Here is an 18,504-nt window from a genome sequence, read left to right as displayed (position 1 = left end):
TTACCGGATTATTAATTGAGGGCTAACCCTACCATAAAACTATCAGTAGATAATTCCGATTTCTGGTCTTTGCAAATTCACCCCTTGGTGTCTTTAGCTTAGTGAATACTCATACAAAGTCTGGTCTTCACTTGACTGAGAAAATCCCATCTTACGTAAGTATTTTTGGTGGTTTTCAACCGAGCTGTAGGTTACCAATTTGCTTATATTTAGCTGTTTAAATAAGCCGGAATTGTGATAAAGAAAATCGCCCGTTTTAAAATCTCGATAGGCTGAGAATACGTAATCTAACTTTACTTCAAACTCATGTTGTTGCTGACTACCAACAAAAATACCCGCTGGTTCACTATTTCTCATCAGCATGTAACAGCTTTGCCCTTGCAAACTATCAACAGAAAACTGTGGGAAGTATTTTTCAATGTCAGTTTGATATTGCTCTACCCAAAACTGCAATAAGGGGCTGCTGGCTTCAACTTTTACCAGTTTAAACTGATCCTTACTGCGATAAATTCCCTGCAAGTAATAGATGTTGGCGAATACAATAAATAGGTTTAACAATGCCACGGGCATTGCACCAATGACAGAACCATAACTAGAAAACAGCGCTGCGCCTATCATGTTTAACCAGCGAAGTTTAACAATAGAACTCATGGTTAATGAGATGGCCACCACCACCGACGCTAAATAACCAAACCACTCGATCCAATCCATCTTAATCTCCTTACCAAAGATGTTTAATGCCGCTCACTTTACGAGCAGAGCTATCAATAGTCTGGTTAGCTCAAGCAATTTGATAAAAAAAATAGGATATTTTGGACAAATTAACCAATTGAGTTGGTATTTTTTGCTCAACGATATACTCAATTACTGCAAGTTTTAGCCGTGGTATCGCAGCTGATTATACTGCAGAATCGCCCGCTTTAACGGCAAATAACGCTTAGGTGCAGCACTTTCTATACGCGATAAATAGTCAGTAAAGCTTTCTCCCTGACTACGGTGAAGTTTCAATCTCGCTAATAAAAGTAACTGCCATTTTAGCGCTAGCACATGTTTATTCGGTACGCGCCACAGCCATGGCTTAGCGAACAACAAGGCGCTGATTAGCACTCCAGATAACAACATGCCGCCGGTTAACATCAACAGTGAGGTCCCCGGCAACCAGTTAAGCAGCTGTGAAAACAAACTTAACTGACGTTTATGATCAAAGTTAAGTACCCACTTCGCCCACCAATAATCGGCTTGCGCTAACCATAAACGTAGTTGGTTAAAACCTTGGGTATACCAAATTTTCTGCCCCCAACCGCTTATATTTTGCCATTGCTCGGCGGTTGATTGGCTTTGCTGTAAGTTGCTTTCTACTCGGTCTGGGGCTATCCACGCTGTTGGGTCAAGCCTTATCCAGCGCTCTCCGTTCCAGTATTCCATCCACGCGTGGGCATCGTAGTTTCGTACTGCTAAACGTTGTTCTGCTTGCTCCCATTCACCACCTAAATAACCAGTGACCATACGCGCGGGAATCCCTTGTAAACGTGCAAGCACTACTGCGCTTTGAGCATAATGCACACAAAACCCCGCTTGCTGGTTAAGCAAAAAGCTTTCTATTCCTGCTAATCCAGGATATGCCGGAGGACTTAAGGTATAACTAAAAGATTGACTTAAAAACCACTGCTCTAGCCTTGTCATGACTTGTTCAGAATAACCGCCAGCATTGAGGTCCAAACCTTCGCTAAACTGACGACTTAACTGCAATACATTCGCACTTATGTTGCGGGGTACGCGAGTCAGCAGATGTAATTGCTCTGGTGCTACCGACTCACGGTTCAAATGAGGGAGATGATTAAAGCTTAAAATCTGCCGAGGGAAACTCTCACCACTGCGTTGCCAGCTTTTATCGCCAACCTGCTCTGCTCCACCTCCGCGCAGCTCGCTGGGGTTAAGCGTAGCCAGCCAAGCTTGATTGGCTGGCTCCAGCAACAGTTGGTATTGGTTAATCGGCGCTTGCTCATTTTTAACCACGCGTTTCTTCTGAGCGAGCTCACTGCGCGTCCATTCTTCACCATCAAACTCATCCAGCACCATAGCGCGCCAATACAATTGGTCTCGCGGTGGCGGGCGACTAAATTCGGCGCGAAAGACTAACTTGTCTGAGCGAATCAACTGGCTAATATCACCGGGGCGTACCACATCAGACAAACCAGTTTGTGCACTACTGGGCGTGGGCATTTTCCATAAAGGGGCTAATCGCGGCGCAACAATAAACAAGACCAAACCCAATGGCGCGATGGCCAACATCCAAACGGCTAGCTTTTTTAGCCAAGACAAATTGAGTTTTACATCTAAACTCAGTAACAACAGTAAGTGCATAAAGGCAACAATTAGCACTAACAAAGCCGCTAAAGGTTGGCTAGAAAATACCAGCGAAAATGCCAATAAAAACAAACCCGTTAAGGCAAACATTTCTACATCACGCCGCTTATGAAGCTCAATGTATTTCAAGCTATAACCCAGCATGACAAGGCTAACTAGTTTATCAAACAGCTCTGCGGAGCGGCTTAGCCATAGTGTTAAGGCAATTAAACTCACTAACAGTAGTTTTACCCAACGTGGTTTAGGCAGCGAAGCCAAACCGTTCACTACTCTTAAGCGCCACCAGCCAGCTGCAGCCCCCACAGCCACCACTAACCAAGGCAATTGCTGAAACAACACCAGAGCGGTTGCCAAATAACATAGAAGCGATAAACGAATATGGGCAGCATTTACATTGTTCATGTTTGTTTAGGTGCCTCTGCGAGGAGTTGCAATGCAGCACGTTGATGCGCCAAGCCGCTGCCACTTGCCAGTTGCTGGCCACCGACTTGTAAACTAAAACTTTGTTGCTGTTGCGCTAACTGACGAACCCAAAAAGCCAATACCGATAAGCCTTGTTCATAATCTAAACCGCTATGTAATCGGTCAGTCAAATGTAAATCTAGCGCAGGATTGCCGCTAAAAACCTTAGTTTGTAAACCTCGGCCTGCCGCATATTGCTTCCACGCTAATAAGCTTTTACGCTCACCACTGCGATAGGTTTTTAGACCGGCAAACTCACTTTGCAATTGGCTATCACTAGAGGTTTGTTCAATATCATGCTCTTCAGATAGCTCTTGAGCGGGGCAAGCATACCCTGACAGTGGTGCTGGGTAAGCAATCAGCTCTAAGTTAAAATCAGCCACCGTCCAGCAACGGAAAATACCTAAAGGGAATACACTGGCAATAGAGACTCTTGGTAATGCCTTGCGGCCGCGCTGCACCGCCTCAATATCTACACTTAGTTGGTTATTTTGATGCTGGCTAGCCTGTTCATGCGGCCAGGTTTTAAACTCCGCGGTAAGTGCATTAGAGAAGGTTTTATTGGCTTTTTCTATGGTGAAGATCAGCCGCAATGGGTGATCACATTGTCCTTCTGGGCGCTGAACAACACTCACCACACTACCAGAAAGATTCTGATGGCAAAGCACCAAACACAGCAACCACATGGCTAATAACCATAAACCTAAAGCAAGTATTAAGTTGTTTTGGTAGTTACTGCCCATCATTAGCATCACCACTAAGGCGCACAAAAATCCCCAACCAAATGCCGTTGGGAGAATAAATAGGTTCTTGCGGTTTAATCCTAAACGGCTTGAAGCGGGAATCCGCCGTTCAAGCCACGCTTGAGTGCGTAATCCTCGCCATTTTTTAAATGCAGAGCGTCCCCAAATTTGCATGCTTAGCTCAGATCGTTGTATGGGTCGACGTCGGTTAAAATCTGCTTGGCGTAGGCTTCACCACTGTCACCTCGCCCTAAACGGTGGGCACTCACCGCACTAAATACCGCTTGAACATCTTCAGGTGATACGTGCTGCTGATGATGCAAATAGGCCCATGCTTTGGCGCAGGCCAACAAGGTTAAGCTACAGCGCGGCGACAAAGGGTTTGCCCCTTCTAAAGCGCGACTGCAATGAATTAAACGTAATAAGTAATCAAGCAGGGCATCGCTGCAATGCACTTGCTCAACCGCTTGCTGTAGCTGAGTTAGCGCCTCAATCGACATGCCAACCAGCGATTCACCAGCCTGGTTAGAACGCTTAAGCATGGCAAGTTCTGAATTCAAATCCGGAAAACCGATACTAAGTCGCATAGCAAAGCGATCTAGCTGAGACTCAGGTAAATCAAAAGTACCTAACTGCTCGCGAGGGTTTTGCGTCGCAATCACAAAAAATGGTGCTTCCAAAGGATAGCTTTGACCATCGGTACTCACCTGCTGCTCTTCCATTGCCTCTAACAAAGCACTTTGGGTACGCGGGCTCGCACGGTTTAATTCGTCTGCTAATACTAAGTGATTAAAAATTGGCCCTGGATGAAAGATAAACTGCTGAGTGGGTGGCTCATACACCGATACACCAATAATGTCGGCAGGCAACAAGTCACTGGTAAATTGGATGCGCTGAAAACTCAAACCAAAACCCGCCGCCAACCATTTGGCTAAACTGGTTTTGCCCGCTCCCGGTAAATCTTCAATCAGTAAGTGGCCAGAGGCAAGCAAACAACTCAAGGCCAGACGCACCGCTTTAGGTTTGCCTAACAGTTGCTGTTCAAGATAGTGACAAATTGGCGCTAATTGAGGATGTATTTGATTCATATAAGTAAAGGCTCTGTTTTTAGTCGCTCTAGCATACAAAGCTTTTGCTCATTTGGGCACTATTTACTGTTTAGGATTGTTTGGCTTATTAAAAATGAGAGCTACTACCGATACGTGATCGCTTCAAGCACGCCACAAAGGCAAAGAAGAGCAGGAAATATATTGATTAAAAGCTATCGCTGAAAATTGCAATAGCTTCTAATTATTAGCCAAAACTGAATGTTTTAAGCTTGAGCAACAGCCGGCTCACGTTTGAAGTACTTAACAATACCTACCACTGACGCGCCAATCCAGAATAGCTCAATAATAAAGCTAGCTAGATTAAAGTTAATGCACAAACTAATCAGCAGCAAAATGGCACCGCTTAAGTTCATCAAGTTATAGGTAAGTTGTTTAGGGCTTAATCGCTCTAACTGTAAAAGGAAGAACGCACCTACCACGAGGGCAGTACCCAGTAAACCAACGATATCGGCAAAAATACTTTGCATAAAATTCTCATTAACAAGCAAAAATGTTCGTCCAAATTGCTGGCCCGATCCGTGGGGTGGACGCTCTCAACTGCAAAGCAGCATTCCATGAGACAGCTTGTTAGCGGCATACAAAAATGCGGGCGTAATCTAACAGAAAACGCCCGCACATGCATGAATATTTTTTAAACAAAAAACAAAACGTTTTATTTCAATATATTATGCTCTGCGAAAACGGCGAAGCACTAATAGGGCTACAATGGCTATGCCGCCAAAAGCACCGCCACCTGAACTTTCTGGTCGAGCAAGTGCTGCTTTTTGAGAACACAAAGATGCATTACTCCGCTCTTCAGCAGTGCTGTTTACCACTTCAGTTATCCAAGGTGAAAGCTGACCAACATCTACGTAAACTCCAGGTGTATTTTCACAAAACTTAGACCCCCAACTCACTAAGCCAGCTAGCTTGTATTGAGTTCCTTCATCAATAAATATTGGGCCTCCGCTATCCCCAGAGCATGAGTCTGCGGTAAAACTCTCGGCACAGAACATCTGAGCAGTAAGTTGAGCACTGCCCCAAACTTCGGCGCATCTATTCTGAGCCATTAAGTTCACATTTGCTTGTTGTAAGTTATCTTTATAAGTAGGGTTATCAGGGTCGGTGTTGGTGCGACCAAAACCTATCACTCTTAAACCAAAGCCTGAGTTATAGTCTTGATGAATAGCCGATTGATTCATTGTAATCGGCGTCACTGAACTAGGCTCAGCCAAGCGCAGCAAAACGATATCATTATCGGTAGCTACCTGGTTTGAACCTTCTTCAACAGAATCAACATAGTTAGGGTGCTGACACACTTCACTAACCGCTTCGCCGTCCTCTTCGAGGTAAGAAAAGACATCGTCGCCAATTTTCACTTTGATCTTTTCTTTCGGAGCATAATGACCAACGCTATATTGGTCGAAGGTACAATGAGCAGCACTGAGCACCCATTGTTGATTAATCAATACTGCACCACAATAACTACCATCAGCTTTAAGCTGAGTCATCCAAGGGTATTCGCCAGCGGGCGCATCTTCGCCCCCAACGATAAAGGGAACAGCCACTTCAGAACTCGCTAACGAGACATTTGAAGAGACAGCGATGATGGCTGCAGCGATACTTAGTGCGGAGCGAGGTAACATTAATACATCCCTGTTGAAGTTACTTATTCAGCGCTACTTTCACACCAAATAACGATTTAATCAACAGTATCAGATCAATCAATAAGTTGTTTTTAGGCAAGTATCCCTCAACGCATATTAGCTTAACTGATTGTTTAAAAAGTTAAGAGTCTTGGCCTTAGTTATTTTGACTAAATGGGTAGCATGTTGGCAGCCCAAGTGACGTTTTAGCGCTGATGACCAGCTCAAGCTCCCTTACCAATAATTTCACTTTAGCCAGCAAGCTTGGCTGAGCAGTACTTATCTCACTTAATAAACCTTCAATGTCTTCAACGAACCCTTCAGGCACAATAAGGCATTGCTGCTTAGCATATTCCAACATGCGTTTTTCACCTGGGTGCGCTAAAGCATTTATAGCAAATAAAATATCGAAATAGCTGGCTAGAAACTCAGTACAGCGATGATTAAGGCTTACTCTGTCTTGCCGTTTTAGGGCTTTTTCTAATTGGTAATAATAGGCTGGCATTTGCGCCGTTAATAGCGGGAAGTTTTTGTTCACAATGGCTTGCTGCAACGGCGCTGGATAAGCCACATTAAAACGTTGCTGTAGTTGCGCCGCTTTTCCATCTGCATCATACAAAATGCGAGATGCCAATAAATTGGCCCAGAAGCAGGTGCTATACCCCACCTTAGCTTGATACTGCTCTACGACTGGATGCAACTCCTGCTCAAGAAACGCGAAATCTCGATAGATTAACTCTACTTCAATGCCATCAAGTAAAACCCCATCATCTTCGGTTTCCCAAAACTGATTGTTCAGCTCCATGTACCGACAGTGTTTGTTAGTGATGCTTTGGCGCACATCAGTACTAATTGGCGCATTAAGATAAACATATACGTCGTAATCAGAGTGGCCGTCGGCGGTGCCGGCCGCTCTAGAGCCTGCCAGCAAAATAGCATCAACTTGGGCTAAACATGCGAAATCAGCCACTAAGGCCAAAAAATGCGGAGATTCAGACATCAAAAAAACTCAAAAATAGATAATCTATCTACCTTAAGCAAATACACATTTCAGGCCAGTAGCAAGCCTAAGAAATGCGCTTTCAGACAAACTTTACTTGGCTGGTTGGTCTTTTTCTTCGTCTTTTAGAAAACGAATGTCGCTAAAACCTAAGCGTTGGAACTCTTTCAGGCGGTATTCTTTTAGCGTAGCGGTGTCTCGCGTAGACATAGCTAATTGCTTTTCCATCGCTAGAAAACTTGAAATATCAACACCTTCGGCTGCAGCAACTGCCTCATGAATGTCGTGGTACTTATCAAAGGAAAAATTAATCACTTTGTTTTGTTTTTTGTAGGTATAGCTTACTTGGCGCGCCATAAAAACCTCTGGGCAGTATTAATGCGGCTAGATAATATAGCAAACACCCTATCTATGTTGTGTTTATTTCTCGCCATCATTGCAACTTGCCGGTGACAAAAAAGTGAGCTTACCAGCTTAAGCTAAAAACCACCGCTAATTAGCAACAACAAAACCTCAATTTTATTTAGAAATCCCGATGTTAGCACCTACTATTTCTGAGGCTAACTTTAGTTGAATAAGGTGTATATTGACCACTTGCATATTTTAGTAATTACTAAAAATAAAACCAGCGTCAAAGAGGCGTTTTCGCAGGACGCGTCTAGTTAGCATTCGCCAACTTTATATTTGCATGAGGCAAACAGCTCTCTTCGGCTATTTGTTCTGCATTGATGTAAAGTTTGAGGATAGTTTCATGGTTTTTTCCCGTATTAAAGTGCTCGCCTTAGCCCCTGCACTTTTGTTGCTTAGCGCGTGTAACTCTGCCGACGTATCTCCTAATCAAGTAAGCGCTAGTTTGGTGAACGCCGAACCCGTTAAAAGCATCCATTATGCGCCGTCTCAGCAATTTATTGGTCGCATAGAAGCCTATAAAGATGTCGATATTCGCGCTCAAGTTAGCGGCTACTTGCTGAAACGTCACTTCGAAGACGGACAAATGGTGGAGCAAGGACAACTGCTTTACGAAATAGACCCTACCCGCTACCAAGCAGCCGTGGCACAAGCCAAAGCGGCCTTAGCTCAGGCAAAAGCTAACTTAACCAATGCAGAGATTAACTGGAAACGTGGTGAACGTTTGTTGCCTCAAAACAATATTAGTCGCTCAGAGTACGATCGCTTAACCGCAGAAAAACTGTCTAGCGACGCCCAACTCGAGGCCGCCGAAGCGCAGTTAAGCGCCAGCTTAGTTGATTTACAACACACTCGAATTGTAGCGCCCTTTGATGGCCGCATTGGTCAAAGTGAAGTGAGCCAAGGTGACTTAATTGCCAGCAGCAATGGTCGACTGACTAACTTGGTAAGCCTAAACCCGATCCGTGCTGGCTTTAGAGTATCTGAACGAGAGCGTTTAAACATGGGCTTAGACCAAGTAGACGCCCACTCTAGCGCACAAACCGACGACGCCCTTGTGCAGCTAAAAATCAGCGATAGCCGAACCTACCCAGAAAACGGCCAGTTAGATTTCATCGACAATCGAATTGATTTGCAAACAGGCACCATTGCCATTAGCGCTCAGTTTAACAACCCTCAGCAACAATTGCTGCCAGGCCAATATGTTGAAGTAAAACTGACGAGCCACGCATCGCTTGAAGCATTAGTCATCCCTAGACGTGCAGTACAAAGTGATTTAGAAGGCGAGTTTGTGATGTTGATTGGCGCAGACAACACCGCAGAACGCCGCAACGTAAACATTGGTCCGGTATTGGAACAAGGTGTCGTCATCACTAGCGGCTTAAACGGCAACGAGCAAGTGATTACCGCAGGTTTGCAACGCGTACGCCATGGTGCGCCAGTGCAAATTGTAGAACAGCAAGCGGGTTAATTAAGGAGTCATCATGTTAAGTCGCTTTTTTATTCAACGGCCAAAGTTTGCTTTGGTGATTTCAATTCTGCTGTCATTAGCAGGCGCGATAGCCTTAATGGTATTGCCCGTTGCAGAGTACCCACAAATTAGCCCTCCCTCGGTAAGTGTTTCCGCCTACTACACCGGCGCCAGTGCCGAAACCGTAGAAGAAGCAGTGGCCGAGGTGATTGAAAGTTCGGTGAACGGCGTAGAAGACATGCTGTACATGAACTCGAAAAGTGCCAACGATGGCTCTTATTCGCTTACCGTAACCTTTGACATCGGCACCGACCCCGATATGGCACAAATTAACGTGCAAAACCGGGTCACCCAAATCGAGTCAAAGCTGCCTCCAGAAGTTCGCCAAGTTGGAGTAACGGTGCGTAAGCGTTCGCCCGACTTGCTCATGGTGCTTAACTTCTTCTCGCCTGACGGTCACTATGACGACACCTTCTTAAACAACTACGTTACCTTAAACGTTGAAGACCAATTAGCGCGTGTGCAAGGCATTAGTGATGTACGGGTAATTAGCTCGGCTGAATACTCGATGCGTGTTTGGTTAGATCCGCTTAAACTGGCCAACCTAGGCCTTACCACCAGCGATATTCGCAACAGCCTAGCGGAACAAAACGTGCAAGTGGCGGTGGGATCTATAGGTGCACCACCTTACGAAGCTAACAACGACGTGCAGTTTAGCTTGCTCACCAAAGGTCGCTTAGACACCGTTGACGATTTTGAGAATATTCTATTAGTCGCCAACCCAGATGGCTCACGTGTTTACTTAAAAGACGTAGCCCGTGTAGAGCTAGGCAAACGGGGCTACGCCGCCTTTGGCGAGTTTAGAGGGCAACCTTCGGTATCGGTGATTTTGTCGTTACAAACAGGGGCAAACGCGCTCGACAGTGGCGACGCAGTTTTGGCATTGATGGAACAACTTAAAGTTAACATGCCAGAGAAAATGGATTATGAAATTGCCTACGACACCACCCAGTTTGTTGCTGAGTCAGTAAAAGGCGTAATCAAAACGCTGATAGAAGCGATTTTATTGGTTATTTTAGTCACCTATTTATTCTTAGGTAACTGGCGTGCAACGCTTATACCGGTTGTCGCTATTCCGGTTTCGCTGATTGGCACCTTTGCAATAATGCTAGCTACCGGCTTTACCATCAATACTATTACGCTATTTGGTTTGATTCTGGCGATTGGTATTGTGGTAGATGATGCCATTTTGGTGATTGAAAATGTCGACAGTAAACTCTCTGCTCACCCTGAGCTAAGCCCACGGCAAGCCACGTTAAAAGCCATGCGCGAAGTTACCGGCCCCATTGTTTCCTCTACTTTGGTATTGCTTGCGGTATTTTTACCCGTAGCGATGCTGCCTGGTATCACCGGAGTTATGTATCGTCAGTTTGCGATTACTATTTGTATATCCGTGGTTATTTCATCGATAAATGCGCTGACTCTCTCACCCGCTATTTGTTCTTTAGTGCTAAAACGTGGTGCGCAAAAACAGCCTCGCTGGTTTGCTTTGTTTAACCGAGGTTTAGTCACAGTAACCAAGCGCTACGGCCAAGCCGCAGGCATATTGGTAAGGCGCAGCTCTGCCTTAGTGGTGTTCTTTTGTTTAGCCATTGCCGCTGTAGCATGGATGAATCACAACACGTCTAAGGCCTTTGTCCCGCAAGAAGACAAAGGGGTATTGCTGGTAAACGTTCAACTGCCAGATTCCGCTTCGCTTAGCCGTACCGCCGAAGTGTCGGAGCGTTTAAGCCATATCATTAAACAAGAACCGGGCGTTGAAGCGGTGAGTTTAGCCAACGGTTACGGTTTGCTAGCCGGCGCTATTCAATCTAACGCGGCCACCATGTTTGTAAAACTCAAACACTGGGATGAACGAAACGCACTAGACGGTGACCATTCATCGTTTGCCATTAGCCAGCGTATCAACGAGCAAGCCTACGGCAAAATTCAAGATGCCATGATCTTTGCTTTTGGCCCACCTGCTGTGCCGGGCATGGGTACGGCTTCAGGTTTTGAATTTGTCTTGCAAGATGGTCTTGGTCGCTCGCGCAGCGAACTGGCTAAAGTGATGCAAGATATCACCATTAAAGCCAACCAAGCCCCAGAAATAGGCAGTGCTTTTAGTACATTCCGCGCCGATGTACCTCACTTTTACGTAGACATCGACCGCAGTAAAGCCAAGCAATTGGGTATTCCGCTAGGCGACTTATTCACTACTTTACAAGCCAACTTGGGCTCGCTGTATGTGAATGACTTTACCCTTTATGGCAAAAACTTCCGAGTCACCATGCAAGCTGAAGATGAGTACCGCAGCCGTTTAGATAACCTAGGTCAGTTTCATGTTCGCAGTATCAGTGGCGACATGGTGCCACTGAGCACCTTGGTCACCATAGAACAGCAGTTTGCCCCAGACGTAGCCTGGCGTTACAACTTGTACCGCAGTGCGGTATTGCAAGGCCAACCGGCGCCCGGTTATTCATCGGGAGACGCTATTGCCGCCATGGAACGGATTGCCGCAGAAGAATTGCCAAACGGTTACCAGTTTGAATGGACCGGTATGGCTTACCAAGAGATCCAAGCAGGTAATATGGCGGTATATGCCTTTGCCCTCGCCTTACTGTTTATCTACCTGTTTATGGTGGCGCAATATGAGAGCTGGACCATTCCGCTGGCAATTATTTTGGTGGTTCCAGTAGCAACTTTGGGATCGTTTGTAGCGCTATCTTTAGCAGGCTTACCCATGAACCTGTACGCACAAATTGGCCTGGTTTTGTTGATTGCTTTAGCCGCCAAAAATGCGATTCTTATCGTAGAGTTTGCACGTATGCAGCGTGAAGACAATGACATGCCTATTGACCAAGCAGCCGTAACCGGTGGAACCTTGCGATTTAGAGCGGTGAATATGACCTCTTGGTCATTTATCTTTGGCATGATACCGCTAGTACTGGCAAATGGTGCTGGCCATATTAGTCAAAATTCGCTAGGTATTTCTCTGGTTGGTGGCTTGCTGTGTGTATTGTTGGTAGGCACCTTCTTAATACCTGGTTTTTACGCCATGATTCAACGGCGCAGAGAAGTCCACCATGGAGGTTCTACCAAGCTAGAGGAAATAGAAGAAGCTTAAGCTTTCACTATTAGCCACACTAAAAAGCAAGCTTTAGGGCTTGCTTTTTTATTGAAAAGTAATCTCTAGAAGTCGTCTCGATGTCGCCTAATGGCCTGATTTATTTCATCTAAATGCTCTAAGCAGGAAGAAGATTTAGACATCACCATAAAAATTTGTTGTTTGCTAATACTGGGCTGCATATCCACCAACATATCGGCAAATTCTGTTTCAGCAATTTTCAACCGGCCTCCATGGGTGGCGTACAAGAAATAGTCAGCTCTTTTTAAAGCGATGAGCTTAATAGCCCGATCTAAGTCGGCCATTTTAGAGATGGTAAGATTTTGCTTAGCATAGCTGTCAAACTGGTCACCAAAGCTGCTTCCTAACAGTTGTAATCCGCGTTTACCAACCAAGCTTTCTGCGCCACGGTATGTATCACTATGCTCTTTATGAATAAACGCAGTGCTGTATTCCACGCCAATCGCTTCGCTATAAACAAATTTATTGCCACGCTGCTGATTGTAAAAAGCAGCAATAATCACATCTAAATCGCCAGTTTCTAACTGTAAAAACTGCCGCTTCCAAGGCACCATCGCTTGATAATCAACCTCAATGCCCACCTCAGCAAAAACTCGATTAGCCAAGTCGACTGCTAGGCCTTGCAAAGGGGCATGAGAGTTAACTCTGTAGGACACATCAAACCAATTATGTTCACCATTAACTTTTATTCGGTCACAGTTCGCTAGCACCGCAAAACTCGATACTGTTAATAGGGCAAAACACATCAATCTAAACACTAATTTTTTACTCGTAATGTACATAAACTAACGGTAGCGAAAGGCGTGGTAAATGCAAGTTTATCACCCTTTAACGCTTCCACATTTAGTGGCTTTTAAATAAAACAGTGAGCCCCACATTACAATCAATATGCCCTTAAGTAAAAGGCCAACCCAGCTAAGCAAATTTATTCTAGGTAATTCTAGTTAAGCCAAGTAAAACACCACGTTCTTGAACAAATCCCCTTTGATTTCCGTGTTTTATCCACAAAACTGGTTACTTCGTAATATTTGTTGATGATTTAGCTCAATGATTTAGGAAAATGAGCTAGGGTTTATCAAACCAATCGGCTAACCTTGCGGGCAAAATACACTAGCCACATGCTGGGTATTAAGTCGTTTAAGCAAGCGTGTAAATACTGAGCGTAGTTCGACAAATACTCACCACAGGGCGAGGATAGAAAATGAATTCAATAGACCAACCTTGGCTCAATAGTTACCCCGAAGATGTGCCTGCAGAAGTCACCACTGAACAGTTTGAAAACTTATTGGAACTGTTTGACCACAGCTGTAAGAAATCACCTCAGCAGATTGCCTTTGTGAATATGGGACATAGTCTTAGCTACCAAGAGCTAGACCAAAAGTCTTTAGCCTTTGCCGCTTATTTGCAACAAGAACTAGGCATGCAAAAAGGTGAGCGCATCGCATTAATGATGCCAAACGTACTGCAATATCCTATCGCGCTATATGGTGCTTTACGAGCTGGTTTAGTGATAGTCAATGTTAATCCGCTTTACACGCCTCGCGAGTTAAAACACCAACTTTGTGATTCGCAAGCTAGCGCGATTGTAGCGGTGACTAACTTTGGTAATAGCTTGCAGCAAGTGATAAAAGAGACCCAAGTTAAACACGTAATTCTTACCAGCATTGGTGACCAACTTGCCGCTCATAAGCGTACCTTGGTTAACTTTGTGGTGAAGTACGTAAAAAAAATGGTGCCTAAGTACAACCTACCCGGTGCGATTTCTATGCGTAGGGCCTTAACACAAGGCAAAACCATGGCCTACCAAAAACCGCAAATTAGCGGAGACGATATTGCCTACTTGCAATATACCGGTGGTACCACCGGAGTTGCTAAGGGTGCCATGCTCACGCATCGCAATGTATTAGTTAATGTGATTCAAGTGTTTTACCACTTCTCACCACGTACTTTGCTAGATAAAGAACACGCCGTAACGCCACTACCGCTATACCATATTTTTGCCAACACCGTGAGCATGATGTTCATTTTGTATATTGGTGGAAAAAACCTGCTCATCACCAATCCTCGTGATTTGGACAGCTTTGTAAACGATCTCCGAAAGTATCCGTTCACAATGATTTTTGGCTTGAATACCCTGTTCAATGGCTTATTGAATCATGCTGGTTTCCGCCAACTGGATTTCTCCAAAGCACGTTTCACCATTGCTGGCGGTATGGCCACTCAAAAGCACATTGCTGAACAATGGCAAGAGCTAACAAAAATGCCAGTAATTGAAGGCTATGGCTTAACCGAATGTTCACCCGTTGTGGCTGCAGGTACTCACCAACAGCAAGCTTTTTTGCCGTCGATTGGAGTGCCTATGCCTAGCACGCAAATAAGAGTGGTAGACGATAGCGGCCAAGAGCTAGATGCAGGAGAAGTGGGCGAGCTAGAAATTAAAGGCCCACAAGTAATGAAGGGTTACTGGAATCAGCCTGAAGAAACCGCCAATATGTTGAGTGAAGATGGTTGGATTAAATCTGGCGATATTGGTCGCATGGACGAACAAGGCTATTTTTTTATTGAAGACCGCAAAAAAGACATGATTTTAGTCTCTGGCTTTAATGTGTTTCCTAGCGAAATTGAAGAAGTAGCAACGCTGCACCCAAGCATTGTTGAAGCGGCCGCCATTGGCGTGGCAGATGATGTGACGGGAGAACGCATTAAGCTATTCGTAGTGTGTAATGCACGGCTTAACCGCGATGATATTAAAAAACACTGCCGCAAACACTTAACCGGTTACAAAATGCCTAAAGACATTGAGTACCGTAAAGAGCTACCTAAAAGTAACGTAGGTAAGATTCTACGTCGCGAGTTACGCTAACAAAAAGGGCGCAGCTAAGCTGCGCCAAAATTCCAAGATTAGGCTCTGTCCCTATCGCCCATTAAAAGTGGTAATAATTACCACCACGCGTCGAACATCATGCCTACGTTAGTAGCCGGTGTTGTTTTATCACCCACTTTCACTTCACCATGAGTCACAAAGAATCGAATCTCTGGGCGCGACCATAAGAAGCTTCCCATCGACATGTTTTGCTGAATACTGACTTTCCAAGCGCTCTCGTCTTGGTTGTCTTGGAAATCTACACTGTCGTAACCAAACTCAAACGACGTAGAGTGGATATCAGACCAACGGTAATGCGGTTTAATAACAAACTGATTCCAGGTGCTTTCATCGTTGTTTTCTAAATCAGATTGTTCAAAGCTGTAACCATAATCAATAGCAAACGAATCACTTAGACCTAAATTACCAAACCAGTAAAATGCTGTTGAATTAATGTCACCTTTAATTTGGCCGGCATCCAACAGGTTGTTATCGCTCACATTATCGTTGTAACGAACAGCAAATTCATTAGTACCCATGCTCCAGCCCACTTTATAAAAAGCCGCTGCTTGAAGCGAGGTAATGTGTTTTGGGTCATGCTCATCAGACTGGTCACCAAAACCATAGTTAAAGTTAAAGCCTATGCTACCTGAGCCTACTTCGATGCTGTGTAGCTTTGAGGTTACCGCGTAACGTCCGTTATTACCGTTGTCGCCAGATACCACTGCCAAATCAAATTTAGCCATACCAAAATCCATATTGTCGAAACCACCACCGGCACCGTCATTCATGAAATAGAAGTAATCATTTAAGCCAAACTGAGCTCGGCCATTAAACCGTTTACCTGCCCACACATACATATCTTTTTGGCTTTCAAACAAGTTTGAACCACCCGCAAAAGCCTGAGCCATTCTTAAATTGTAAGTTGTACTATCATTGTGATCACGCTGCCAGCCATAGCCGTCGTCCGCCATAAAGTAGATATCCCAATCACCAGCATTTTCACTCTTTTGGTGATAATTAATACCTAACTCCATACCGGTACCTTCGTTACCAATACGACCAGGTTGTTGTGGGCTGCTTGGAGCTTTAATAATTGCAATACCATTTCGTACCGCGTTATAAGCTTGATCTTCATGTTCACTATTATTTTTTTCTGTATTAAAACCCGCAACCATGCGGGCGTAGCCGTTGTAACTTAGGCCTTCTTCCTTCGCAAAAGCAGAACCACTAAATGCCATACCGGCACTCATCATCGCAACTGTAAGCGCTTTCATATTCATGTTTACAACTCCATGGAATAAATTTTTTTTATTAGTTTATCCGGCGAGTGAACCTCACCTTCGAGCCTGAGTATAATTTTGAGAGTCAAAATAAATTGAGACAAACATCACGCACAAACAGAATAAAATAACCACAGATCACAAAAACAAAAGCTTTTACTGCCATTTCAATGCTAGCTATAAATTAAGATAATTCAGAATAAAATATCATAATTACCAGATTAAACAGATCAAAACGAAAAATAGAAAGAAAAAATAAGAACTAAAAACTAAATATAAAAAATAAAAGTAAAGGGAACATTTAAGGGTTTCAGCATAAAGCTCTAAATGGGAATATTGTGATTTAGATATAGAGGCGTTAACTAAAGAAGAAATTAGTATTACTAGGCGGGAATTTATTAAAGGCTTACAAACAAAATAAAGGGCGTAAACAACGCCCCTTTGATGATGCAACAGCCTCAACCAGTGAAGCTATAGCTCATGAGTAAAACGCTTTACCACCAAGACTCAAACATAGCACCTAGAGCCAAAGTATCTTGCTTGGCTTCGATAGCTTCGTTGCTGCGAACTTGATTGTCTGCTTGGCCAGTAGTGGCATAGAAACGTAACATTGGGCGAGCGTTACCAAAGGCATTAATGGTTACGTTTTGTGATAATGTCACTTTCCAAGCCGTGTTTTTACCGCCTTGATCGTAATCCACTACTGAGTAACCAGCCTCTAACCACGTAGAATGTGTATCGTTCCAGTTATACATAGGTCGAACAATAGCACTGTAGTTGGTGCGGTCATCTTCCGACGAGTTCGCATCGTAGTTGTGGTAAGCACCTAAATACTCTAGGGCTACTTGCTCACTAAAATTAACCGCGCCTTCTAAGCTTAAATACAGCGTGGTTAAATCTTCAGTTTTATTAAATACGCTGGTGTCTGCATTATCTGCATAGCGCGCAATAAACTGATTACGACCTTTAGACCAATTTTGGTCAATCACCGCAGCTAGGTGGTAGGCATTAATCTTGTCTTTATTTTCTATTACGCCATTGTCATCATATTGATCGCTTTCAAAGCCATAGTTAAATAGAAAGCTCAAGGCAACAGAGTCGGCGAGTTGCAGGGCATGCAGCTTAGACGTTAAGGCATAGTTACCGTTGTCTCCCGGCCCATCAACCTGGCCAACTACCGAGAAATCTAACTTGGCCATATCACCTAGTTCAAGGTTATAAATGCCACCACCTTGTCCATCGTGACTCATCCAAAAGTAATCATTTAAACCCTGTTGTGGACGTTGGTGGAAATCTCGACCCGCCCAAATGTAGGCATTAGGCTGGGAAACAAAAATATTGGTGGCACCGGCGTAGAATTTTTTAAGGGCAATATCACCATACTCACTAATTTCTTCGCCACTTTCTAGCTCAGATTCATACTTCCACCAGTTTTCTAGCATCAGCACTACATCCCAAATAGCACCACTTTCACTTTGAAATGCTTTAGCAAATTGGAATTCACCACCATTGGTTTCGTTACCTAAACGACCAACAGCACGGCCTGCAAGCTCACCTTCAGCTTGAACATACTTTTGAAAGTCATCTGAATAATGTAAGCCGTATCGGGCATACCCTGAAAAGATAATGCCTTCTTCAACCTGAAACTCTGTATCTAAAACAATCGGTTGTGAATCTTTAATCTGTTGAAATTGTTCAGAATTAACCTCGTCTTCTGCAGCGCTAACGAGGGGGGAACAAGTAAGTGCGATTGCCACAGCTGATGTAAGCGCTTTCACATTCATTAAAAAACTCCTGGAATAGTAATTATTTTATATTTTTATTCTGCCTGAATGGTTTTATTTCTAGGCAAAAAGAATATAACTCCAAACAAACCGAGTTATTGAGAGTAATATCACGCATGAAAACCTTACCAAAGATTTAGATCACAAAAACAGCAGCAATAACTGTAATAAATATAATCAAGTGGAAATGGCAATATTGAAG

General features: G+C 44.1%; 14 protein-coding genes. 3 read left to right on the top strand and 11 right to left on the bottom strand.

The genetic code is table 11. From position 1 onward, the window contains the following. Nucleotides 1-93: 93 nt before the first annotated feature. The 8 genes from ACLD71_RS10680 to ACLD71_RS10645 all read right to left on the bottom strand — a co-directional run bounded on the left by ACLD71_RS10680 (nt 94) and on the right by ACLD71_RS10645 (nt 7,663). Nucleotides 94-711 (bottom strand): hypothetical protein, encoded by a 618-nt coding sequence (locus ACLD71_RS10680; protein ID WP_411994683.1) that lies wholly within the window; start codon nt 709-711, stop codon nt 94-96. A 165-nt stretch (nt 712-876) separates the two neighbouring features. Beyond that, nucleotides 877-2,769, bottom strand: coding sequence for a transglutaminaseTgpA domain-containing protein (locus ACLD71_RS10675; RefSeq protein WP_411994681.1), 1,893 nt, complete (start codon nt 2,767-2,769; stop codon nt 877-879). Beyond that, nucleotides 2,766-3,746, bottom strand: coding sequence for a DUF58 domain-containing protein (locus tag ACLD71_RS10670; protein WP_137672162.1), 981 nt, complete (start codon nt 3,744-3,746; stop codon nt 2,766-2,768). Before ACLD71_RS10670 ends, ACLD71_RS10675 begins: the two co-directional genes overlap by 4 nt. Before the next feature lie 2 nt (nt 3,747-3,748). Beyond that, entirely contained in the window at nt 3,749-4,660 is a 912-nt protein-coding gene (locus ACLD71_RS10665) for an AAA family ATPase (RefSeq protein WP_303509538.1), read from the bottom strand. A gap of 224 nt (nt 4,661-4,884) precedes the next feature. Then, entirely contained in the window at nt 4,885-5,148 is a 264-nt protein-coding gene (locus tag ACLD71_RS10660; RefSeq protein ID WP_137672164.1) for a CBU_0592 family membrane protein, read from the bottom strand. A 198-nt stretch (nt 5,149-5,346) separates the two neighbouring features. Then, nucleotides 5,347-6,306 carry a S1 family peptidase gene (locus ACLD71_RS10655; RefSeq protein ID WP_411994678.1) on the bottom strand — a complete coding sequence of 320 codons (960 nt, stop codon included), beginning with the start codon at nt 6,304-6,306 and terminating at the stop codon, nt 5,347-5,349. A gap of 157 nt (nt 6,307-6,463) precedes the next feature. Further along, nucleotides 6,464-7,306 (bottom strand): DUF4037 domain-containing protein, encoded by an 843-nt coding sequence (locus ACLD71_RS10650; protein WP_411994676.1) that lies wholly within the window; start codon nt 7,304-7,306, stop codon nt 6,464-6,466. Nucleotides 7,307-7,399: 93 nt separating this feature from the next. Next, complete coding sequence (locus ACLD71_RS10645; RefSeq protein WP_137672167.1) at nt 7,400-7,663, bottom strand: DUF2960 domain-containing protein; 264 nt, start codon at nt 7,661-7,663, stop codon at nt 7,400-7,402. Nucleotides 7,664-8,057: 394 nt separating this feature from the next. Here ACLD71_RS10645 and ACLD71_RS10640 point away from each other — a divergent pair, with 394 nt between their 5' ends. Then, on the top strand, nt 8,058-9,185 hold the full coding sequence (locus ACLD71_RS10640; RefSeq protein ID WP_411994675.1) for an efflux RND transporter periplasmic adaptor subunit: 1,128 nt from the start codon (nt 8,058-8,060) through the stop codon (nt 9,183-9,185). Between the two features lie 13 nt (nt 9,186-9,198). Next, complete coding sequence (locus ACLD71_RS10635) at nt 9,199-12,351, top strand: efflux RND transporter permease subunit (RefSeq protein WP_411994673.1); 3,153 nt, start codon at nt 9,199-9,201, stop codon at nt 12,349-12,351. Between the two features lie 65 nt (nt 12,352-12,416). Here the strand turns inward: ACLD71_RS10635 and ACLD71_RS10630 are convergent, their stop codons facing one another. Further along, nucleotides 12,417-13,130, bottom strand: a complete 714-nt coding sequence (locus ACLD71_RS10630; protein WP_411994671.1) for a substrate-binding periplasmic protein — start codon at nt 13,128-13,130, stop codon at nt 12,417-12,419. Between the two features lie 452 nt (nt 13,131-13,582). On the opposite strand from ACLD71_RS10630, the gene ACLD71_RS10625 reads away from it, so the two are divergent. Continuing rightward, nucleotides 13,583-15,235 carry an AMP-binding protein gene (locus tag ACLD71_RS10625; RefSeq protein ID WP_411994850.1) on the top strand — a complete coding sequence of 551 codons (1,653 nt, stop codon included), beginning with the start codon at nt 13,583-13,585 and terminating at the stop codon, nt 15,233-15,235. 77 nt (nt 15,236-15,312) lie between these two features. On the opposite strand, the gene ACLD71_RS10620 is transcribed toward ACLD71_RS10625, so the two are convergent. Both ACLD71_RS10620 and ACLD71_RS10615 read right to left on the bottom strand, forming a co-directional pair. Continuing rightward, the gene (locus ACLD71_RS10620; RefSeq protein WP_411994669.1) at nt 15,313-16,518 is read right to left on the bottom strand and encodes a carbohydrate porin; all 1,206 of its coding nucleotides are present in this window, start codon (nt 16,516-16,518) and stop codon (nt 15,313-15,315) included. Nucleotides 16,519-17,012: 494 nt separating this feature from the next. Next, on the bottom strand, nt 17,013-18,302 hold the full coding sequence (locus ACLD71_RS10615) for a carbohydrate porin (protein WP_411994667.1): 1,290 nt from the start codon (nt 18,300-18,302) through the stop codon (nt 17,013-17,015). Nucleotides 18,303-18,504: the final 202 nt, after the last annotated feature.

Origin of the sequence: Agarivorans sp. DSG3-1 (assembly GCF_046774965.1) — a bacterium.
Lineage (GTDB): Bacteria > Pseudomonadota > Gammaproteobacteria > Enterobacterales > Celerinatantimonadaceae > Agarivorans.
Note: the sequence above shows the minus strand (reverse complement) of the source record. Positions and strands in the feature narration are given on the sequence as shown.

Coding starts and splice junctions, on each gene's coding strand:
- ACLD71_RS10680 (WP_411994683.1), bottom strand. CDS start 711: ATGGATTGGATCGAGTGGTTTGGTTATTTAGCGTCGGTGGTGGTGGCC.
- ACLD71_RS10675 (WP_411994681.1), bottom strand. CDS start 2,769: ATGAACAATGTAAATGCTGCCCATATTCGTTTATCGCTTCTATGTTAT.
- ACLD71_RS10670 (WP_137672162.1), bottom strand. CDS start 3,746: ATGCAAATTTGGGGACGCTCTGCATTTAAAAAATGGCGAGGATTACGC.
- ACLD71_RS10665 (WP_303509538.1), bottom strand. CDS start 4,660: ATGAATCAAATACATCCTCAATTAGCGCCAATTTGTCACTATCTTGAA.
- ACLD71_RS10660 (WP_137672164.1), bottom strand. CDS start 5,148: ATGCAAAGTATTTTTGCCGATATCGTTGGTTTACTGGGTACTGCCCTC.
- ACLD71_RS10655 (WP_411994678.1), bottom strand. CDS start 6,306: ATGTTACCTCGCTCCGCACTAAGTATCGCTGCAGCCATCATCGCTGTC.
- ACLD71_RS10650 (WP_411994676.1), bottom strand. CDS start 7,306: ATGTCTGAATCTCCGCATTTTTTGGCCTTAGTGGCTGATTTCGCATGT.
- ACLD71_RS10645 (WP_137672167.1), bottom strand. CDS start 7,663: ATGGCGCGCCAAGTAAGCTATACCTACAAAAAACAAAACAAAGTGATT.
- ACLD71_RS10640 (WP_411994675.1), top strand. CDS start 8,058: ATGGTTTTTTCCCGTATTAAAGTGCTCGCCTTAGCCCCTGCACTTTTG.
- ACLD71_RS10635 (WP_411994673.1), top strand. CDS start 9,199: ATGTTAAGTCGCTTTTTTATTCAACGGCCAAAGTTTGCTTTGGTGATT.
- ACLD71_RS10620 (WP_411994669.1), bottom strand. CDS start 16,518: ATGAATATGAAAGCGCTTACAGTTGCGATGATGAGTGCCGGTATGGCA.
- ACLD71_RS10615 (WP_411994667.1), bottom strand. CDS start 18,302: ATGAATGTGAAAGCGCTTACATCAGCTGTGGCAATCGCACTTACTTGT.